Genomic DNA, 20,626 nt, shown 5'->3' on the forward strand with positions numbered 1-20,626 from the left:
AGTTCAGGACGGGCTATGTTTAGAATTACTTTTCATGATGAGGCGAGCCGACTGCTCTCATATTTGTCACACCATAGGTGAAACTCTCTTTCTGAAAAAATGAACCCATTGGAGGCATCAAAAACAGAGTCTGGGGCATTCTCGGCAACCAAATAGACTAATTCTGGCAGCCCCCAAACCTGAACGCCGAGTCTTTTGCAGTCGCTTCGTGCTTTCGTGCTTAGTCTGTAAGTAGTAACAAAAATCATCTGAACTGGGGACAACATCTTTACTCCCTGGTCAGCCCACGCACCTACCGGGCTGCGCTGAATAACCCACCCTCCAATTAATTCGCGAATCATCGCCGGTGAAATCAACTTCAACTTTGCTCCGCTTGTTTCGCTTTTCTTAGACGAGGCGAATGCAAATACTTTTGCGTCGGGCGCAAAACTTGTTCGATTGTCTCGCTCCAGGAACGCTTCATTAAGTTTGAAAAGAATGGACCATCCCAATGCATCAATGCCCTGGTCGCCGGATCCCGTTGTTGCTGCACCAGCTTCCATTCTCTCATCAAGAATAGCTGCTGCAACTGCCTCCAAGTAATGACCAGAATTCAGCTTCATCAATGAATCGCGAATATCTTGGTGATGTTGAATTCGATCAATAGTTCGTGAATTGACGTTGTGGTGACTCAAGAACCCACCGAGCCCAGATATCAAAATATTCCTATTTAGATCGTTGGATATCGTAAAACCAGGAACGTTCCCCTTCTCAAACAGTTCATCCCCTCGATAACGCGTGAGGGTTGCGGCAATCTCTGCAATTTCAGTGTCGGTCAATATTTGCAAAGCGTTGCGATTCAGAACGGAACTACAAAATGAACTCAATTTCGTAGCGGCAGTGCGGAAGCCGATGGATTTTGCGGCTTGCAGAACCACATCTAACTCAGTTTTTGAAACTCCAGCCATTCACTTCATCCCCTCAATCGTTTCGATGAGGTCATTGATGATGTCCCTCAGCTTGCGAAGCACTGAAAGATTCTTTTTCGGATTGTGTTTCATATCCTCGATCGAGACTCGACCAAGTGCCCGGACGTACTTACCAATCCGCCTTTCAAGATCCCCCTCCCTACGGTCCAGATACAGTATTTCGGCGTCTTGAAACGAGCCCTCTGTTAAAAGCTCGTTTATTTCCCGATCTTCCAGTCTGAGCATGCTATTGAAATCTTTCACAACTTGCTCAGCGTTTTGCTTCCTTTCCTCTTCGGGCCCTTCGCCTAGGCGGACTCTTTCCAGTAGAAAATCAAAAAAAGCGCGTGTTTGCTTGGTGACAGATATGTTCATTCGGGAATCAGACCAACTCATCCAACTCATGATTTTGGGAGCTTTTGCGGCCTCGGCAAAGGCATTGTAGGTCAGCTTGTGGGGCTTACTGTGTTTCGCTTCATACTCTCTAAACTTGTGGTAGATTGCCTGAGCTTTCAGGTCTCGAACCACGTCCATTTTGCGGCGCCCGAAACGCTCAGCGACTTCGTCGACTTCCCATCCCTCTTCTTTGATTAACCTTGCCTGGAACTCATACTTGCTTGCTGGGTCCCAGCTCTGAGACTCCATCAAGTGTCTCATGCCAATGTAGATTTCAGCGTCTCGGCGGTATTCGCTCAGACGTTCTTCGTCGTCATCAATTGGATCTCCCTGAAGTACGAAGCATGGAAGCGTGAGCATTGAGTCGCGAACTTCTCGCGACAGAGAATTACCGAACTCGGTGAGGATGTGTTGGACGCAAGCTACGCGCCGATTTCCTTCGAGGACAAGGAAACTGTTGCCATCAAAACGCGCAACGATCAATTGCTCATGCCGAAGGTAGCCGTTCGACTTAATTGACGAGATAAGTTTCTTCGCACCGAAGCGATCGTTTGATACGATCAAGGCACGCAGTCTATCTTGAATTGCATCTTGCCCATACAAAGCGAGCCTTGTTGCGCGTATGCCATCGTCTGACAGTTCAAGCAGTCGTAGATTACCAGGGTCAAGGATCAGATCTTTTGGTTCGATCTTTTCAGATGCCCCACCTTTAATTGGCAGTGGCCCCTTCTTATCACGCAGGTGAGATTTGCTATTTGCCACGAGACTGGCTCCGTGTCCTAAAGCTACGCGTACTGTGATGCACTCTTGATAACTGGATTATTCGCGTCTTATGCCAACTTCCAGAATGGCAAGTCATGAATTTTAATGAGATGCTTCTCGCCGTCGACGTAGAGCGATTGATGCTTATCTAACGCCTGAATAGTGCTGGTAAGGGAGTCTATGTCGTCTTTGCCGGCGGTGTTGAATAGGGCTTTGATTTCTTGCGGCTTGATGCTCGGAACTCGGTGAATGATCCAGCTCAAAATGTAGCTGGAGTAGTCGTTGTTCGTGGTTTTGAAGTGGGTGAGTTCTTGCGTTGAAAGTATGGTGCCAACGCCGAACTCGCGGCCCTCTTTGAGCAGCATCCGTAGCCCTGGGAACTCCTGTTTCATGAAGTTGTCAGCCTCGTCGACCAGCACGAACTTGGTCAGCTGCCGGTGCGGATCTTCGATCTTGGAACTGCCCTGCTGGTGCATCTGGGCGTAGAACAGATCAAGCGCTAAAGCAACGACCAAATTTTGGATCTTGGGGTCGTAGCCGGACAGGTTGATTACGGTGACGCCGCTGACTAGATCGTAGAGGGAGGTCGCTTTCGTTCGATCTGGTTCGAAGATTTCAAAGTTGGCCAACTCTGAGAGTGCCGCATAAAGCGAGTCCTCGTCCACCTTTTCCTGTGCGTTAAACGCTGTCCATACATCATGCAGAGTTGGTGCCGGCTTGGACCACGTCGAGGGATCGTTCTTGATTATCCCAGCCGCTTCGTAGGCTTCAATCACTAAAGAAGTGATCTTGTTCTCTTGCTTGTTCCCTAGATTGAATGCCTTGGAAATTGTCGCTCTGAACTGGCTTGCCGTGTGCATGGGGAGCATAGGTTTGCTGCCGAATAGCGCAAACGGATTGAACGGCAATCGATGCAACGGAAGGACTTTCGCGCCAGTAGCCTCGACGAAGTCCTTTTTGATGTAGTCCGCCTTGTAATCCAGGATCAGAATGCCAATCGGCAGTCCGTCAACATTGTTTGCCTGATTCCGAATCAATTGCGTCACAAGGCTTTTCGTGAACTGAGTCTTGCCGGTGCCCATCGTGCCAATGATTGCGGTGTTGGGATTTAACACCTTTGCAGTATTGGTCGGCTCCCAGAAGACTTTCTTCTTGGTTTTAACATCCGTTCCGAATTCGACCTTCAACGTTTCGCCTGGATGGGACGGAAGAACCGAGCCTTGAACATCCGGCAGAGTCAAGGGCGTAGTCGTTGCCTGGATTTCAGTGCCAGCCACTTCCGGTTCGATTTCGATCCCGTCGTCACCAGACGGTAGCCAAGCATTTGATTCCGGCGGTGGCGTATCGTCACCCCCACCGCCAAGAAAATACTTTGTGGGGACGCCGGGGAAATTTTCTGTTAGTAACCGTTCTTCGAGCTGCACTCGCGGCGTTTTTAAAAATGTCTCGAGAAAACTCACAGGTATCTTCAGGGTGGCAACACCCTCTGATTCCGAAGCTGTGGTTTCAAAGCAGGTTTCGCTATCGAGATGGCCAATGACAAATGCGGAGGGGAAGTTGTTCAGCTCAGCAACATGGAAGTCGCCTCGCATCCACTTCTCTCGATTGTCGCGCAGCTCAGAGTAGTACTCAGGGGGGAAGACTTCGTAGAGCTCGTACTTTTCCAGCTGCATGAAAACCTGGCGTACTAGAAGGCTCCTGTAGATCTTGCCTTCAAGAGTGGAGGGACCGAATAGGCAGTCGACCAAGTACTCTCTAAGATTCTTCGCCTGCTCATGCGCTTTCTTGAAATCACCCGATCCTGTTTTCACCTCAAGCGGCAGAAAGTAAATGCTGTCGTCTTTGAAGCCAACAAACAGCACATCATCAGAAATGCGGCCGGTATTTGTCTTGTCTTTGTGGTAGCGAGAGAAATCTCCGTCGCTCATCCGCAGCCCGATGTTGCCAGACACCCGGATCATCTCAGCAACGGAAAGTGGTACCCAAGTGATTCCGGATTGGGAAACGAGTGCGCTTAACAGCTTCCATGCACCGATGATTCCTTCTCGTTCACGACGGATACGCTCATTGGCCGTGACCATCTTGAGCAGCCACTCGCCGTTAAAGGCATTAAATTCTCCAACTGCTTCATCGGATCCGTAGCTGAGAACTTCACGGTACAGGTCAGTTTGCCGGGTTACGGTGATGGCATCGTAACCGGCCGAGCTGGTGTATTGATCCGAAAAATGGATGAGAACCACTTCCTTGGTCTTCTCAAAGAACTTCAGCGTGACTTTCGGATCAATGATCGTCACCCAAAGAGAGCTGTCGTAAGAACGCTCAAGAAGTTCACGAAATTTGTCGCTGACTGCTAGCCGAATGGCGGAGCTGCTGTTGTAGGTTTCAGTCGTAGCAACAAGTGGCTGCTGCAATGTTCCAACGAGCCTGGCCAATTCCAAATGCGGAAGCTCGCGGGTATCGACGTTCTGCAACCCAAATCCAGTGTAGTAGTTCTGGTTTTCCGCGCACGACGCTTCGCCGCTCAGAAGACCATCGCAAGCAACCCCAGAGATATGATTATCAACATCAATGTTGGCTCGCTCGACTTTTTGGTTGTTACGGAACAAGGTCAAGTGAGCATATGCTTGCTCTGACGATTTCTCGATTTGGAATTTGCTAAAGGTCAATCTCGACCTCAAAAGATCGATGATCGCGTCAGCATTCTCTTTTGCTTTACCTTTGTCTAGTTTGTAGCTCTGCTTAATCTTGCTGTAAGTTCCGATTTCAGCGAAACGATCAAACTCGGTCTCGGTGATCTCGTCATCATAGAGATTAATGTGGATCTTCTCGGACTCTTTGCCGGCGTCACGGAAGTAATCCAGTATCCCCAGGAAGACTTCCCGATTGTCAGCATTGTTGATCGAGTTGATCAGCAACGGTGCATCAGTGCCGTCTTTGAATAGCTCATCGAAGGTCTGTACAAACTCTTCGATCTTTTCTTTGGTTAGACGTTCGACGTAGTCGTAGCTGCTTTCCTCTTGAGGCACGATCTCAAGCCAGAATGCATTCTCATCGACTGCTTGGGTGTAACAATACTCGTGTTCGGCCGAATAAATGTAAGGCAATAGGCCGCGAGCGTTGAGTCGCTTCCGTGTAACACTAGGGACGCTCTTAAAGGATCTTTCCTCCCCATCTCGCGTAATTTCAATCGCCAAATATCGGAAGTACGACAGTACCAGCGGATGAAAGGGCGTGAGAAACTGGCGGCCATCAAAAGTGGCTGTGCCAAGCTTCATCACGTCCCGGACGGTATCGTCAAGGCTCTTTCCATATTGAATCTCGCGAAGAAACGTTTGGTAGGCCGCGATGTATGCGCCTGCCACGTCAATCATGTTCGGTCCCCAAGATGCCAGACTGGGGATTGTTGATCTTTCTGAGAGATAGCTATGTAGATCCTGCCAAGCGTCATAAATCGCTGGAGCGGTGTTTCTGATCTTAGCCAGAGGCAGTGAATTACCTTCGCTAGAGAAGCTAAGTAGCTTGTCATCCACGAAGACTTGCTCTACTTCGAGCATCTTCTGTCGAATTGCAACGACGTTCGACTCTTTGTTGTCTAGTACAACGCGATTCCTGTCGCGGAGAAAAACTCCGTTGTACTGATCGTCGAATAGCCGATTGAACCTCCCCTCATCCAAGAGCAACGGCAGACTTAACGACTGGTCGCTGGCTTCGCCTTCAACGTTAAAACGAAGCGTGCTTCCGCTGCTCTCAAGAAGGAACTCTACGATGTCAGATTCTTCGTAGAGTTTCTCATATTCGACCGCACCGTATTGATCGACAGGAATTCTTTGGCCACTTTCATTCAAGAGCCATCGTTTAGAAATATTGTCGTTGATCAGTAGTTCACGCTCATCAGTCTGAAGCTGGATCAGTCGCTGCTCAGGATCTGCGTGCGTCTTAACAAGAAACGTGTTGGCGAATGCTCCAGTGCAGAACAGGCCTTTCTTAACTACCAGAATGTTGAATTCAAATCTTTCGGTGGTCTGGCTTCGATCTAGACGAATGCGAAATATTTCTGCGACAGCTGGCGTTGGCATGGACATCGCGATTCGCCGCCGATTCTTGCTTTTCTTGATCTCGATGCCTGCGGTGCTTTCAATCTCTTGATTGTGCTCCAGTTTCACATCCGACTTTTCAAGGTCGTCGCCAATGAACTCAATGGTCAGATCGACATTCTCGACCTCTTCTGGAACTGACAAGATAATGCTCTTGCGGCGACGACCGGCAGCAGTCTCGGACTTGTTGCGTGGGCCAATGATTTCGCAAGATTCAGAGATCACACTCAGATATTCAAGTCTGTGACTCTGCTGTTCGGCGATCTCGTCTTTGATCGCTTGCAGATCAAGATCTCGCCACGGAGCCTGAGCAGATTCGCCGAAGTGCTTCTTCTCAAATGACTCACTAATACCGAGTCGTTCCGCGATTTCATCAGGAAAGTGATGGGTTACTCGGTCGAACTCTTCATGCAAGCGGCGATTGTCGTCTAGTCGACGTCGGATCTGCTTTGACTTATCCATTTCTGGTAAGCCTTTGTCGTTGAACAGCCCGAGCGGTCGTAGGTCGAGGCAATCATCGTTCTCTATCGAATCGAAGATCTTCCGGAAGCCGAATGCGCTCCCACCTTCTTCTGCAATGATTTCCGATTGCCAGTCAAGGATACACTCGTAGACCTTTTTGGGCCTATCGATCGCATCAGCCAGCCTCAACAGCTCACTGCTGACATGCTTTGTGGACCAGGGACCTCCTCGGCTAGAGAGATCTATCGCGCTGTTCACCAGCGTATCCAGCAAGCTATTGTGAATTATCAGCAAGCTCGTATTGCCAAACTCGTCAGATTGCTCCGCGACGCGATCACGAAGCATTGAAATGTAATTCTCGTTAAACGCATTCGGGGATTCAGGGTTATCTGAATGTGCGACGCACAAGAGCCGAACGTCCCCGATTTCCAGGCATGGTATCGCCGTGCCGTTAACTTCAACTACAGCGGTCGCTGCACTACGGAGCTCTCCGATCAGGCTTTCCGTATTACTGCTGTCCGACGATCGGAACTGGTAACGTTTTCCGGCAACGACTCGCGTGTCCAACCAGGATACAAGAAGCTCCTTTAGAAACGCGTCAAATTGTGTTTCGGACATATACCGCATCTCCACTATCGCTCATGCGGTCGACATTCCCGACACGCTCATAAAAACTGATCAAGGCTTGCTGTGATCCCTTGTCGAAGTAGAAGCCCCGCTCCTTGAATGCTCTCAGCAGCTCTTGAAATCGAACTGACGGCCGATCACCAATGGCAAGATTGGTTAGCAGCAGGACGAAGTCTTGGTTGATAACCAAAACGCGACCCGCTCTCCCACGAGACTGGAGAAAGTTCCTTGCGACCTCCTTGTCAAATACCTCCATGTATTGTTGCTGGACACGGTGCCGCCCTTCATTCACCGTCTTCGCAAATTGCTTGACTCCCAAGCTCATCAAATGCTTCATCGCCTCGATTGCATCGATGGGTGCCGCAGGTACGGCAGGCAGTTTGCGATCCAACCGAAATTGTTCCGAGAATTCGACCAGGGATTTATGTACACGAGCCCTATTCGAATCGTCTGAGTCGTGCACTGCCTTTGCGTAGGACCACAAAGGCGCTTTCGGATAATCAGTGTCAGAGTTGAAATACTCCAGCATGCTGAGAATGGGAAAGACGTCTGCCATCGGGCCAGCAAGTGACCGATAACCTTCCTTGGTTACGTGTACCCTCTCACTGCTTGCCTTTTCGGTGTCAAGTATGAAGTAAAGCGGCTTGCTCGATGGAGGGCTACCGCTGGTCCAGTTGCGGATATTCAGTCCAAGCTGAGTGCAGTAAATGAAATTGTATAGTTCGATGCAACTTGGTAATTGCTCCAGAAGATACTCGGAGTGACCAGCTAGGAAGGTTACATCTCTCACAAATTTTTCGGCTACAAACGGCAGATAGCACTCTTCAGCAGCCGCGATGTCTGCTTCACGCAACTCATTCTTTAGCAGATCGAGAAACCCCTTCTCCAAGAAGTTCGTTCCGCTTTCAAATTCGACCGAGGGCAGCGATTTATCGAAGAAGGACTTGAGCAGTTCAACTAAGTGTTTCGTTGATGCGTTTGTCTTGGCATGCGTTCGAAGGAGCATGAATTCTGGGGCTGTTCTCGATAACGCGTCTCCAGAGAAATACATCTTGCGCAGATCCTCAATGATCGACGTGTCACTTAGCCTATCTTCGAGATATTCGGAGCATTTTGCTTCGAAAGCATCCATCGAAAGATTTCTCTTGACCTGCTTTCCCATCAGCCAAGACAAGACCACGCAGGCGACGGATTCAAAGTCGAATTCCTTCGCGCCCTTCCGGTAAGGGAGGTATGCTGTCAGCTTGTTTGATCCGATTTTTTCAGCGTCAACATTCGAGAGACGGTCTACCAAATGCTCCATTATCGACGCTCCACAATGATTTCGTCTTCGACCTCATCATCGATGAGCTCCCACTCGATATCGCCCTTCTGAACGCTAAGGCACTGTGTCTGCTTAACGATCCGCCGAACATCCTCAACCACCTCTTCGAGCTGCACTACCGTCGTCTTGTCATGCGTGTTCGGTCGGTAGCCAGCATTAATCCTAAAAGCCAACTCCAGGAAGTTCACTGTTATCGGAACAGCTCTGATGTGATGTTCATGCCCAACCCTTAAATACGCTTCAAAAAACCTAAGTTGTAATGGAGCAATATTTTCGAGCTTGCTTAGATCCGGTTGCATCGTCGCTGTGGCAGAAAGTGCATAGCCGTTTGGCTTTCCCAGGAGGAAGCGGTCCCGTCGTATCTCAGGCGCGAAGCGATTTGCAAAACGGGTGACGGCAGAAACAAGTGTGTCTTTGTAGAACGACCTCAACGCGTTTTTCTGCGCTTTGTCACTTCCCTCGTAGTCTCGATGCAGCTGCCAAAATTCTCGGTACTTATCGAACAGATCCCGTTTCAGGTCTTCGCGAAATTGATGGTGATAATTGTTGCTGAACTCGACTTCCTGCATGATGTAGAACAACCGAACCCATGTCCTGGGTTCTTTGACCGTCAGGCCAAACTCCTTCTCTGCTGCTGTGCGAAACTCGTTGAAGTCTTCCTCGTACAATCCTAGAGATGCTTTTACCTGGAATAGGTCAAGCCGTTTCGATCTCGCGTGGCAAGGGTCGAGTTTATTGAGCGAATCGACCAACTCCGAGCCGTGCCCGCAAAAGAGGTTGTCAAATAGTGTTCCAGGACCACTGAGTATTTGAAAGACAAAGTCAAGAATTGTGCGAGCGGTTAAAAACTGATCGAACTTGAGGTGAGCGTAGAAAAGCAGTGCGCATATTCGATCTTGAATTTCTGGCACGCAAAGCAATTTGAAGTTCTGGTGCAGCCTCGTATTAGGGTCTGACTTCAAGAATTCGGCGTAGATTGGATTCGATTCTGATTCATCGCAGATCCTTCGAAGAAGTGGCCCGATGAACGGAGCCTCAATCTGCTTCCCATTCAAAGCAAATTTCGGATAGGATTCAAAGTTGATGAAAACGAATTGCGATTCTGTTGAGGGGTGTCCCTTCAAGAAATTGGAGATAGCGTTCTTGATATCGATATGCTCCTCCGCTCCGTCAGCTTCGTAGTTGCCGAGCATCCCAATATTGATGCCTACAACCAGTGGACGTTCAGCCGCCTTGTACTCTCGGAATCGATCGTCCAAGGTCTGGATAGCGTTCTTACCCGGATCGAAGCTGTGGGTTGCGTCTAAGTGAAAATCGAAAGCAGAGGCGTACTTCTTGTGGATTCGCCGAAAAACCTCTGATTTTCCATCTCCACTAGAACCGCATAGAAACAGGATTCTCTTCGCGTTTGAATCGTCCAATGCTGTGGTCAGCGCCTTCTCAACAGGCGTGCGGACGTAGAGATACTTTTTCAGCTTTGCTGCTTCTTTACTCGCCGATCCAAGGGTCGTGACTGCCTGTGCAGATCCCTTCGAGAGCATCTCGATTGTTTGCCCGAATGACATGGGTGATCTCCTGATCCCGCGTATGACCAATTGGCAAAACACCTCGAGACACTATTTCATTGGCGTACGAACTCCTAGAGCTACTGGAATGCCCCTCTCGAATCGTGATTTGCTTACAATGATTGTTGCGAAGGGCGGTTCGTGAAACAAGCAGCCTGGTTTTAAATGCCAAATCGTGCGTTTTCTCCTAGGCAGAGCGAGGCCGCGGGATGTTGCTGGTGGTCTATTTTCCCTAGGTCCAATGGAATTCGGCATTAAACGCCATCGAGCCGCGATTCGTCGGCACGAGTACTCATTGCCGGTCAAATGCTTGCTCCGTGATGACCTGCTCAACTCGGAACGCTGCTTCTTTGACTATGGCTGCGGTCACGGAGACGATCTTTCAGGGTTGATTTCGGACGGCTTCGACTGCAGTGGATTCGATCCCGCGTTCAGACCCAATTCGCCAAAGTCTCCCGCAGCCGTGGTGAACCTCGGCTTTGTCCTGAATGTCATCGAGGATCCGAACGAGCGGCTTGCGACGCTGAAGGAAGCGTGGAAGCTTGCCGAGCAGGTGCTCTGCATCGCCGCGAGGATCATGGTCAGCGACGATGGTGGGGCGGACGTTCCCTACGGCGACGGTGTCGTGACTCGAATAGGCACATTTCAGAAGTACTTTGCGCAGGCAGAACTTCGTCAATACATTGAGTCGACGCTAGGCGAAGAGTGCTTTCCGGCTGCTCCTGGTGTGTACTACGTATTCCGAGATGCCGATCTCAAAACCTCCTACATAGCGGGCAAGTATCGACGAAGGCTTGCGGCTCCTCGCAAGCGAATTGCTGAGATCCGTTACGAGGAGCATCAGCTGATTCTCGATCCGCTGGTTGATTCGATCACGGAATTGGGGCGACTTCCCGAGGCGGATGAGTTTTCGTTTGTAGAGGAAGTAATCGAGGCGTTCGGCTCCCTGAAACGTGCATTCGCACTGATCAGGCGTGTCACCTCCGAAGAAGATTGGGAAACAGTTCGACAGCAGCGGAGCGAGGATCTCCTTGTCTACCTTGCCTTGGCCAATTTCGGTAAGCGTCCAAAACTGTCTCAATTGTCGCGTAAGGTCCAGCGAGACGTCCGTTCGTTCTTTGGAAGCTATAAACGTGCGTGCAGCCAGGCGGATAGCTTAATGTTTCGCGCAGGTGATCCAGATGAGATCGATGCTGCCTGCATCCGATCCAAGATCGGGCGTTTGTGTCCAAGTTCGCTTTGGATTCATGAGGGTATTCGAGATCAACTCGAGCCAATCCTGCGAATCTACGAAGGTTGTGCGCGCGCCTATATCGGAACCATTGAAGATGCGAACCTGATCAAGCTGCATCGATTCTCTGGAAAGGTGTCCTACCTAGCCTGCCCAGATTTTGAGTCGGATCCGCATCCGATCACAACCGAAACAACCAAGGTTTGGTTACGAACGTTGCGTGTAGGGTTTTATGAGACCGCCGACAGAATTAATCCTCCACTGCTGGACCGAAAAGAACTCATGCTCGACTCGAATGACGACCGTCGCAGCAAATTTGAGCGTTTAAGCAGTCAGGAGTTGAAGCATGGGCTTCTGCACGACGAAGATGATTTCCTGACTCGTGAGGTGTGGAAAGCCAATCTTCAGATGCTCGGATTTGAACACCGCGGTCACCGTTTGGTCCGACGCAAAAACAATACGTCGACCAGCGTTGTTCTGCCGAAACGTTGTTCCAATTATGGGGTTGGCAAGCGAATTGGCGGAGCGGCTTACGTTCACCGTGATTTTGAGCATGTGCTTGGCGAGGCCATGGCAGAGGCTAAGAGCCGCCTGCCACCGGGATTCGAATACACCGTCGTCAAGCACAATGAGACGAACGGCAATTTCAGCTTCATCCATTGTCCTGACTTCGATGAGTCTCCGGAACCATCGACCGGCAGCTACGCTGTAGTGAAATCCGATGGATCGGTAACCGTGCGTCCGGGTTTAGCTGATCCGTTCATCTATCACCACAAATGGCTTTTCGTTGACGATGATTACCGGGGATTCAATGTCGAAGAAAGCAAGCGACGGTCCGCCGAATGGATGGCATTGCCCAACGTCGACAAGTCCCTGATCGGAAGGGCAAGCTATTGGAACAATCACGTAGTGCCGCAGCTCAATCGCGATTCGCAGCAGAGATGGCTTCGCAGTGAGGAGGTCCGCAAACGTCTCGGATGGACAACTTGCGAACTTGCTCACCAGAGAGATGCCGGGCAAATTCGATTTAAGAAAGTCGGCAACGCGTACCTTTACCAGCTCGACGAAATGAATGCTGAAGAATGAAGATCTGGTTCATTTCTGACACTCACAACGAGAACCTTGGGCTCCAGGTTCCGGACGTTGATTTAGAGCCTATCCGGAAACTGGTATTTGCTGAAAGCCTGATAAACGCGATACTTTGAGCTCCTCGAAGCAACGGAGTGTGCGATGACCGATGGCAAACGAAAACGATACCCAAGCGACTTGACCGACGAGCAGTGGGAGATCATCAACGAGTTGATCCCAAAACCTCGCAAGAGCCGTAAAGGTGGTCGCCCTCGGACCGTTGATATGCGGGAGGTTCTCAATACGATCTTCTACCAATGTCGCAGCGGGTGTCAGTGGGACATGATTCCACACGACCTGCTTCCCAAGAGTACGGTGTACGACTACTTCGCGAAGTGGCGTGACGATGGAACGCTTCAAAAGATCAACGATCGACTTGTCGGAGCGATCCGAATGCTTGAAGCGCCCAGCGAAGAACTCGAGCCTAGCGCGTGCAGCATCGATAGCCAAAGCGTGAAAACCAGCGAACGAAGTGGAAGCCGCGGATACGACGGCGGCAAGAAGATTACGGGCCGAAAGCGAAATATTGCGGTCGATGCGCTCGGATTGCTGCTCGCCGTGACGGTGACGATCGCCTCGGTGGACGATGCCTACGCTGCTCGCCCGGTGATGAAGCAGCTTTCGCAATCGCGACAACCTCGTTTGCAGGTCGTTTGGGCCGATTCGAAGTACCACAATCACGCGTTGAATTCTTGGCTTGGTCGCCAAAGGAACCTGTCTTGGAAGCTGGAAGTCGTTCGTCGCCCCAAGGGAGCCAAAGGATTCGTGTTGCTTCCCAAACGCTGGGTCGTCGAACGAACCTTCAGTTGGCTTGGACGCTGGAGGCGTTTGAGTCGTGACTATGAACACCATACAGAATCAAGTGAGGCAGTGGTCCGCATCGCATCAATCGGACGGATGCTTCGGAGACTTGCACCCGCTGGCGACCAACCTCCGTTCAAATATCGACTTACAACCTGAATCGGTTTCCGGATAGGCTCTTAGTGATCCATTGTGGCGACGAGGCGACTCATGGCAATGCATGGATGAATGAACCCGAATCCAGGCGGTTTTTCGATTGGTACTCCAGTCTCAACATCCCTACCAAGGTCTTTGTCCCAGGCAATCATTCAACGGCGATTGAGCAGGGGCTGATCCGAGCCGAAGACTACCCGGCGGTCCACTTCCTGATCCATAAGCAGATGGAGTGGAATGGTTTGAAGATCTTCGGGTCGCCCTACACCCCGCGGTTTCATGATTGGGCTTACATGAAGAAACGTGGCAAGCTGGATCTTGTTTGGCAGTCAATTCCTGAAGAGATTGACGTTCTCGTTACGCATGGGCCGCCCAAGGGCGTCCTTGACTTGACGCACGACATCGAGTCACACGCGATTGTTCAAGTCGGTTGTGCTGCCCTCCGCAGACATGTCGATGAAAGAATCCAGCCAAGGATTCACGCTTTCGGACATCTGCATGACGAGAAAGGAATCAGCAACTACGGAATGTTCACCCGTGGTACGACACAGTTCATCAACTGCGCATGTTGCGATCTCGCCGGCAAACTCAAGAACAACGGTTTTGTTGTTGAGGTTTAGCCGAGCAGTTTGCGCATCGCGGATGCGACGCCGAGGGTGACTTCGGTCATCCTGGGATAGTCGAGCGTATCTGGTGTGTCGGTGGCCTGGTGGTAGTTCGGATTGCGCAGGAAGCTGGTGTCGGTGAGCATCAGGGCGGGATAGTCTTGGTCCCAGAACGAGCTGTTGTCACTGAGCCGGATTTCGTTGATCTTTTCGGGCAAGCAGATCGAGAACAGGGGCATGCGTCGTGTGCCGCGTTTGAATCCTCGCCGGAATCTCCAGCACAATTTCCAGGACGGCATGTTGCCGACGGCTGCCAGAAAGTTGCCGCGTTGTGGGAAGAATCGGTGCATCCATTTCGGAATGCCCGGTGGAACCGCCTGCGAGCCTTTCGTCAGACTGTAATAGCCGACCATCTCCAGGCACAGCATCCCGACGATGTTGTCGCCGCGCTGTCGTGAAAGACGGGCGTGGTGCTGGCTGCCCATTGAATCCATGTTGAAGTACGGCGGCTCTTCGCAAGCAAATGCGACGAATCGGGCGGTTCGTTTCCCTCTGTACTCGCGCAGCAAGCGGCTGACTTCGATCAACACGGCAACGGCGGACGCGTTGTCATCGGCGCCGGGTGTGCTGAAGACGGTGTCGTAGTGGGCACCGAGCAAAACGATCTCATCGGCTCTTTTGGTTCCGGGGCACTCGACGATCAGATTGGTTGCCTCATCGCCCATGGCGTCGTAGCATTCCCGCGAATGACTGAATCCCATCTCGGACCATTGACCTTCGATGTAGCCGATCGTGGCCTGTATCGTTTTCGGCTTGCTCAAGGTGCGCGGACCGATCAGTCCCGCAAGCCGATCGACATGCAGTCGCAGGTTCTTCTCGATCGTTTCGCGGTCGATTGACATCAGTAAGGTGGAACAAGTCGGCGGAAGCCGTGAAAGAGAACGACGAACAGGAACAGAAGATTGCGGAGAAGCACTGCAACTGGATTGACGGTGGGCGACTTCACTGATGTATCACCATCGAGCGAATTGGCCAGAGTTTCACCGAGACGCCGCATCCAAGAAACACTACGTGGCCATTCCCAGATGCCGTCAAGCCATTCGCCCGGGATACCTTCCGCCCCGACACCAGCGCCCACGATGCCACCGACAATCGCGGCCGTCGTATCCGCGTCGCCTCCGCACTCGATGATGCTTGTCACCGCATCGCGAAAGTCATGGGGATTGGACAGCCATGCGTGAATAGCAACCGGAATGGTGTGGTACGTGTATCCGGTCACGCCCCGATCCAGGCCAAGCGAGTTGGCAAAGGTCTTTGTCGTTTCGCCGGCGTCAACGCTTCGAGTGGCTTTGCGAAGCAAGTCGATCAACTCCGCTCCACCTTCTCCCACCGCATCGACAACCTCGTCGAGCCAAAGGTTCGCGTCGACGGTTTCATTGTCGCGTGTGCGTTTGGCTGCCAATGCCACGGCGACCGCACCGTATTCGGCTTTCGGATCACTGTGGGTCAGCCGCGAGGAGGCCCGAACAAATTCCAGTATCGACGGAATGTCGTTCAGGGCAGCTCCGAAGATCGCTGCACGCATGGCGGGACCGTTCCCGGCTGAGAATACACCTGCCTTCTCGGGACTTGCCCCGAGCCACAACTTGATTCCCGATCTCGCCGTCGCTTTGCCAACTCCCGCCGGTAAAGCCAGAATCCACCAACGCAAACGTCTCGCAAACGTACGCGTGAATTTTGGAACGTCGCCACCCGAGTCAATCAACGACTGAGCGACCATGCAGGTGTGTTCGGTGTCGTCGGAGATCATTCCCCGACGAAAGAAGAATCGGTACCGATCGGGCGAGCCAAGCAGCCTGGCAGCTCGCCTTGGCGAAACGCCTTCATAGGGCAGCCCCAGCGCATCCCCGACCGCAGTTCCTAGGATGCATCCAACAATTGCATCGCGATTCACTCGATTTGCTCCAATAGTGATCGTTGCATTCGGTTGAGTTCCACTCCTGGTCGAACGGACTGAATCATTGCGATTGCCTCTTCGGCCGTTTGTGCTTTTCCAGATACAAGCAAGACGGCCGCAGCGACTAGGCCCGTTCGTCCGTGACCCTGGGCGCAATGAATCAGCACTGGGCTTGGCAACTCGATGATTTCAGCCGCGAGCGTGCGTAGTTGCGTCGGAGATGCACCCGATCCGTCGAGCATTGGAAAACAGATATACGACACACCGGGCCATTCTGTGATCGGCTCGGTGAACTCGCAGGTCAGATCGACCACCGACGCGACCTCGCTGGGAAGTTCATTGGCAAGTAGCCGCCGCGAGAGCATAAGCTCGTCCGTCAGCGCGTCGGCTTTCGATTCTCGCGAAACGAGACGCACTACGTGCCAGACAATCGCCACATAGGCAAGATACGGCAGCAATAGAAGGAGTGCCAATGTCGAACGCGAACCATCGGGTTGCTTCCCAAAGATCTCCGGTTTGGAAAGCAGGTAACTTGCTCCAACCATGCCGAACGAAAACGCCGGGTACAATAGCATCCATGACCAGGAACCCGTGCGCACTGCAACGCCTGCGATCGCGATTGCTAGAAATGATAAAAGCAGGCCGTACTTCACGCAGTTTCCTTACACTCGAGTTTTTCATTGCCCATGTAGTGGATCTTGTTAAAGATCCTTTCGGAAAGGTGAATGGCCGGGATCTTTAACAAGATCCACTACCGAGGGCGTCAATCATGCAGTCGATGGCTTTTTGAAGTTCTCCACGGTGTTCCTCGGACCTGACAACGATCGTGAGTGTGATCGCGTCGAATTTTGAATCGCTCAGCAGCGGCGAGATGGCTCGACCGAAATCCGGGATCGTCAAAGGACCATATCCGGTAGCCAAGGTTGGGGACGCGACAGTCTGTGCACCTCGTTCGATGACCATTGCCAATGCGGTACGCAGCGTTTGCCCAACAAGATCGATCGATGAGTCATAAAACGGATCGATCGCCACCGCGTGAAGGATGCACTGAAACGGCAAATTGCCGGCTCCGCTTTTGACGACAGTTCCGGCGGCAACGGCAGAGATTCCTAGAGACTTCAGGTAGCTGTGAAGTTCATCTTGAATCGTAGGCCCCGCGGATGAAAGGATGGCACCGTTGACTCCCCCCGAAAGATTCAACCACGGGTTCGCCGTCGAGATCAAAACGTCAGCAGGACATTGCAGTACATCGCCTACTTTGATCTCAACTTGCATTGATCTAATCCCAACTGCTTCGATAATTCCGAAAATAAAATCGAGCGAGCAGAAGCCTGAATCCGCCGATCGTCGCCGTGTTGTTCCTACCCGAAGACGTCTATCATAGGCGACGCCTGAATTCTTCTCGAAGTGAAATGCGCTCTCCTTAGTCAATATGGCAAAAAAACGCTCCCAACCAACGAAGCCTGCGAACGCCATTGCATCTCCGGACGGCAAGCCCGTCATCGCGTTTTCTACCACCGGCAAGCTTGAAAGATGGCTTAACAAACATCATGCCGAGCATGGCGGTGTTTGGATCCAGTTCTTCAAAAAGGACAGTGGCCACAAGAGCATCGCATATGCGGAGGCACTCGACGTGGCATTATGTTATGGCTGGATCGATGGCCCCGTGCGAAAAGGCATGAAGTCTCTTGGATTCACAAATTCACGCCGCGCGGGAAACGAAGTGTTTGGTCTCAGGTCAATAAGAAGCATATTGAACGTCTCACTCGTGATGGACGCATGAAGCCTGCGGGCCATTCGGCGGTTGAGCTGGCAAAGGCGGATGGACGTTGGGACGCCGCCTATGCATCAAGTTCGACATTCAAAGAATCGGAGGCGTTTCTCGCTGCTTTGAAGAAGTCTAAGAAGGCAAGAGACTTCTACGCGACTCTTTCAAAATCCAGAAAGTATGCGTTCTACTATCGACTCCACAACGCAAAGAAACCCGAAACGAAAGCACGCAAGCTGGTCGAATTCATCGCTATGCTCGAACGCGGAGAGACGTTCGGGTGAACACGAAAATCGATCCCAGACTTTTAGTCGAGGCGGCTTAATCGGAGAACGTCAGGTAGGTTGGTGGCACGGCGTCGACGAGCCAGACGCCGTTGGCGGAGAGATAGAACTTGTGCCCGTCACGATGCATGGTGTCGGCGGCGATTCTCAAGATGATGGGCTTGCCTCGGCGCGAGCCGACTTTGGTCGCGGTTTCTTCATCGGGCGAAAGATGGACGTGGTGACGTGATCGCTTTTGCAGGCCGGTCGCTCGAATGCTGTCGAGGAAAGCCGCGACCGTTCCGTGGTAGAGAATCTCGGGAGGCGTCTTCTGTTCGAGATTGAGTTCGACACCGGAGACCGAGTGACCCTGGCTGGCACGGATGCGCAATCCATCGTCGCTCAAGGCGAAACGCTTCTTGTCGTTCGTCGCAACCACGTCATGAAGCAGCTCGAGCGTGAGTGCCTTTCCGTGAGCGCCTGCTTGGGCAATCAATTCGTTGATGCAGAGCCAACCTTCAGGGTCTAGCTGTACACCAATCACCTCGGGACGATGGCGAAGGACCAAGCTAAGGAATTTGCTGGTGGAGACGAGTTTGTTATTTGATTTCATGACTCAAAGTGTACCGCAAACGAAAAAACGCCCGCGACAGAAATTCCGTCACGGGCGTTTCGATATTCAGCCTTTCGTCCTACAGCTCAACGGCTTCGACCTCGCGGACGAAACGGGCTGAGTCGGACTCGAGGAAGCTGCTGACGACGTTGAAGACGGCGTCGCTGAAGCCTCCGATGTTCAGGATGTCCTGGCGATCGGGTGCTTGCGTGTTGCCGTATGGGGCGATGTCGATGCAGACCAACTTCGGATCGGCGATGCCGTGTCCGCGCTGAGTCTTCTTGAACTTCTCCCATTCGGTCATGACGCCAGTCGAACCGCCTCGGCCGTACCCGTAGACACGTCCCGAGTTGATCCAGCTTTCGTTGTCGCTGACCAGGACGATTCCAGCAAACGCACGCTTTGCGTAACGCTTGTTGGCCTCGACCAACGGCAGCGACACATCCGTTCCGCCGCCACCGTACTTCGACAGCCGCGCCGACAGGCTTAGGATCGAATCGCTTGGATCGATCTTTGCCGAGTAGGCTTGCGTGTCGAACGGAATGACGACGCTGTCCGGGTTGCGACGCAGGATCGCTGCGGCGAACAACGCGGCGACGTCAACGCAACGCATCTTTGATGCGCGGCCCCGAGCTTGCCAACCTGTAACCGAGCATCCCATCGATCCAGACGTGTCCAAACCGATGATCACCGGCGCCGGCAACTGCGGGATGTTTCCGCACGCAATCTCGGCCGCGTCATGCAACGCAGACTTGATCTTGTGTGGAACCTCGTCCGCAGCGTTCAGGTACGCCGCCAAGAACTGGTACGGGAACTGACGTGAACGTCGAATCGCCTCCGGATCCGCGATGCGGCCGGCAACGTAATCGATCATTCCGTTGTCAGGCTTGTTACCGTTCTTGAAAACGTCGTGACGCAACAGCGTGTTCAGGTTCATGCGCAGAGCCTGCGGACCCATCTGTCGAGCGATTGCCTTCCAGACGATCGGACCCTTGGCCGCGTCGGCCAGCAAGTCCCATCGGACCTGCAGGTCGCCGGCGATCTGCGCCTGAGCCTCTTCGGTCTCCGCAGCACGGAACGCCTTCAGCGACTGAACCTCGGCCGGCAAGTCAGCTTCCGTCGCCGGAGCCCACTTTTCGACTTCCTTAACGGTCAGCCAACCGAACAACGCTCGACGAGCGTCATCCTTCGGCGTCGGACGTGCCATTCGCAGGACGTCGCGCAGGCTCGGATCGTTACCGATCGAAGTCGACAGCAACTTGCCCGTCGATGCCTCGTTCAGCCAACGCTGGAACGCACGCTGAAGCGAAGACGACAGACCCTTGCGACCGAACTGGCCCGAGCGAACCATCTGGAACACCGTGCGCAGAACGCGACCGTTGTCAGCGACTCGGTCAAAGACCTTGTGCATCAACGCCGTGTCGCGAGTCGACAGGGTGACCAGCAATGCTGCCGGCATGTCCTTCATGTAAGCACGCTCACGTGAATAGACCGCCAGCTTCGCCAGGAACTCGTTGTCGTCGACTTCGTCGATCAGCTTTCGCAGTTGGTCAAGCTGATCCGAAGCCGTCGCGTAGAAAACGTTTCCGAACGTACCGGTAGCCGCAAGCTGCGCGAGCGCATGCTTGGCCGGAAACTTGTACGCCGGACCGCCAGCTTCGTTGACAGCCAGTGCTCGTGGTAGAACGCTCGTGATGCTCGAAAACAAAGACTTATTTGCCATTACAGCCTCCTACGTATCGCAGGTGACGCACCTGCTTGGACAGTCGCAACCGGAAGTCCCGTTCGCGACGAAGTTAAAGGTCCCGACGAAGTATGGTTCAGAGGTGGCTCCCAATGAGCCGCAGCGCCGTGTTGTTTCCAGCCGTAGGTTTCGGCTGACGAAAGAGGCGCCGGAGGGAATCGAACTCTCATGTACTCCGTTCCGACA

General features: G+C 52.4%; 15 protein-coding genes. 4 read left to right on the forward strand and 11 right to left on the reverse strand.

The genetic code is table 11. The annotated features are described in order from the left end of the window. Nucleotides 1-32 precede the first annotated feature (32 nt). From LOC70_RS01970 to dptF, 5 genes are all read right to left on the reverse strand, one after another. Complete coding sequence (locus LOC70_RS01970) at nucleotides 33-947, reverse strand: hypothetical protein (protein ID WP_230251573.1); 915 nt, start codon at nucleotides 945-947, stop codon at nucleotides 33-35. After that, a complete protein-coding gene (locus tag LOC70_RS01975) occupies nucleotides 948-2,105 on the reverse strand; it encodes a hypothetical protein (RefSeq protein ID WP_230251574.1) in 1,158 nt (385 codons plus the stop codon). It abuts the gene before it with no gap. 68 nt (nucleotides 2,106-2,173) lie between these two features. Then, on the reverse strand, nucleotides 2,174-7,279 hold the full coding sequence (dptH, locus tag LOC70_RS01980; protein WP_230251575.1) for a DNA phosphorothioation-dependent restriction protein DptH: 5,106 nt from the start codon (nucleotides 7,277-7,279) through the stop codon (nucleotides 2,174-2,176). Then, entirely contained in the window at nucleotides 7,260-8,591 is a 1,332-nt protein-coding gene (dptG, locus tag LOC70_RS01985) for a DNA phosphorothioation-dependent restriction protein DptG (protein WP_230251576.1), read from the reverse strand. The genes dptH and dptG overlap by 20 nt, the downstream gene beginning before the upstream one ends. Next, a complete protein-coding gene (gene dptF / locus LOC70_RS01990; RefSeq protein WP_230251577.1) occupies nucleotides 8,591-10,177 on the reverse strand; it encodes a DNA phosphorothioation-dependent restriction protein DptF in 1,587 nt (528 codons plus the stop codon). Before dptF ends, dptG begins: the two co-directional genes overlap by 1 nt. 241 nt (nucleotides 10,178-10,418) lie before the next feature. Here dptF and LOC70_RS01995 point away from each other — a divergent pair, with 241 nt between their 5' ends. The 3 genes from LOC70_RS01995 to LOC70_RS02005 all read left to right on the forward strand — a co-directional run bounded on the left by LOC70_RS01995 (nucleotide 10,419) and on the right by LOC70_RS02005 (nucleotide 14,110). Continuing rightward, entirely contained in the window at nucleotides 10,419-12,494 is a 2,076-nt protein-coding gene (locus tag LOC70_RS01995) for a DNA phosphorothioation-associated putative methyltransferase (protein WP_230251578.1), read from the forward strand. Between the two features lie 144 nt (nucleotides 12,495-12,638). Next, nucleotides 12,639-13,496 carry an IS5 family transposase gene (locus LOC70_RS02000; protein WP_230251579.1) on the forward strand — a complete coding sequence of 286 codons (858 nt, stop codon included), beginning with the start codon at nucleotides 12,639-12,641 and terminating at the stop codon, nucleotides 13,494-13,496. Nucleotides 13,497-13,561: 65 nt separating this feature from the next. After that, nucleotides 13,562-14,110 carry a metallophosphoesterase family protein gene (locus tag LOC70_RS02005; RefSeq protein ID WP_230251580.1) on the forward strand — a complete coding sequence of 183 codons (549 nt, stop codon included), beginning with the start codon at nucleotides 13,562-13,564 and terminating at the stop codon, nucleotides 14,108-14,110. Here the strand turns inward: LOC70_RS02005 and LOC70_RS02010 are convergent. From LOC70_RS02010 to LOC70_RS02025, 4 genes are all read right to left on the reverse strand, one after another. After that, nucleotides 14,107-14,997 (reverse strand): M28 family peptidase, encoded by an 891-nt coding sequence (locus tag LOC70_RS02010; RefSeq protein ID WP_230251581.1) that lies wholly within the window; start codon nucleotides 14,995-14,997, stop codon nucleotides 14,107-14,109. The genes LOC70_RS02005 and LOC70_RS02010 overlap by 4 nt on opposite strands. Then, complete coding sequence (locus tag LOC70_RS02015; RefSeq protein ID WP_230251582.1) at nucleotides 14,997-16,049, reverse strand: ADP-ribosylglycohydrolase family protein; 1,053 nt, start codon at nucleotides 16,047-16,049, stop codon at nucleotides 14,997-14,999. Before LOC70_RS02015 ends, LOC70_RS02010 begins: the two co-directional genes overlap by 1 nt. Beyond that, nucleotides 16,046-16,627 carry a phosphatase domain-containing putative toxin gene (locus LOC70_RS02020; protein WP_230251583.1) on the reverse strand — a complete coding sequence of 194 codons (582 nt, stop codon included), beginning with the start codon at nucleotides 16,625-16,627 and terminating at the stop codon, nucleotides 16,046-16,048. The genes LOC70_RS02015 and LOC70_RS02020 overlap by 4 nt, the downstream gene beginning before the upstream one ends. A gap of 163 nt (nucleotides 16,628-16,790) precedes the next feature. Continuing rightward, on the reverse strand, nucleotides 16,791-17,597 hold the full coding sequence (locus LOC70_RS02025; RefSeq protein WP_230251584.1) for a macro domain-containing protein: 807 nt from the start codon (nucleotides 17,595-17,597) through the stop codon (nucleotides 16,791-16,793). A 234-nt stretch (nucleotides 17,598-17,831) separates the two neighbouring features. Here LOC70_RS02025 and LOC70_RS02030 point away from each other — a divergent pair, with 234 nt between their 5' ends. Further along, nucleotides 17,832-18,104, forward strand: coding sequence for a YdeI/OmpD-associated family protein (locus LOC70_RS02030; protein ID WP_230251585.1), 273 nt, complete (start codon nucleotides 17,832-17,834; stop codon nucleotides 18,102-18,104). Nucleotides 18,105-18,141: 37 nt separating this feature from the next. Here the strand turns inward: LOC70_RS02030 and LOC70_RS02035 are convergent, their stop codons facing one another. Next, nucleotides 18,142-18,696 carry an RNA 2'-phosphotransferase gene (locus LOC70_RS02035; RefSeq protein WP_230251586.1) on the reverse strand — a complete coding sequence of 185 codons (555 nt, stop codon included), beginning with the start codon at nucleotides 18,694-18,696 and terminating at the stop codon, nucleotides 18,142-18,144. Nucleotides 18,697-18,775: 79 nt separating this feature from the next. After that, nucleotides 18,776-20,419, reverse strand: a complete 1,644-nt coding sequence (locus tag LOC70_RS02040; RefSeq protein WP_230251587.1) for a TROVE domain-containing protein — start codon at nucleotides 20,417-20,419, stop codon at nucleotides 18,776-18,778. Nucleotides 20,420-20,626: the final 207 nt, after the last annotated feature.

Origin of the sequence: Rhodopirellula halodulae, assembly GCF_020966775.1 — a bacterium.
GTDB lineage: Bacteria > Planctomycetota > Planctomycetia > Pirellulales > Pirellulaceae > Rhodopirellula > Rhodopirellula halodulae.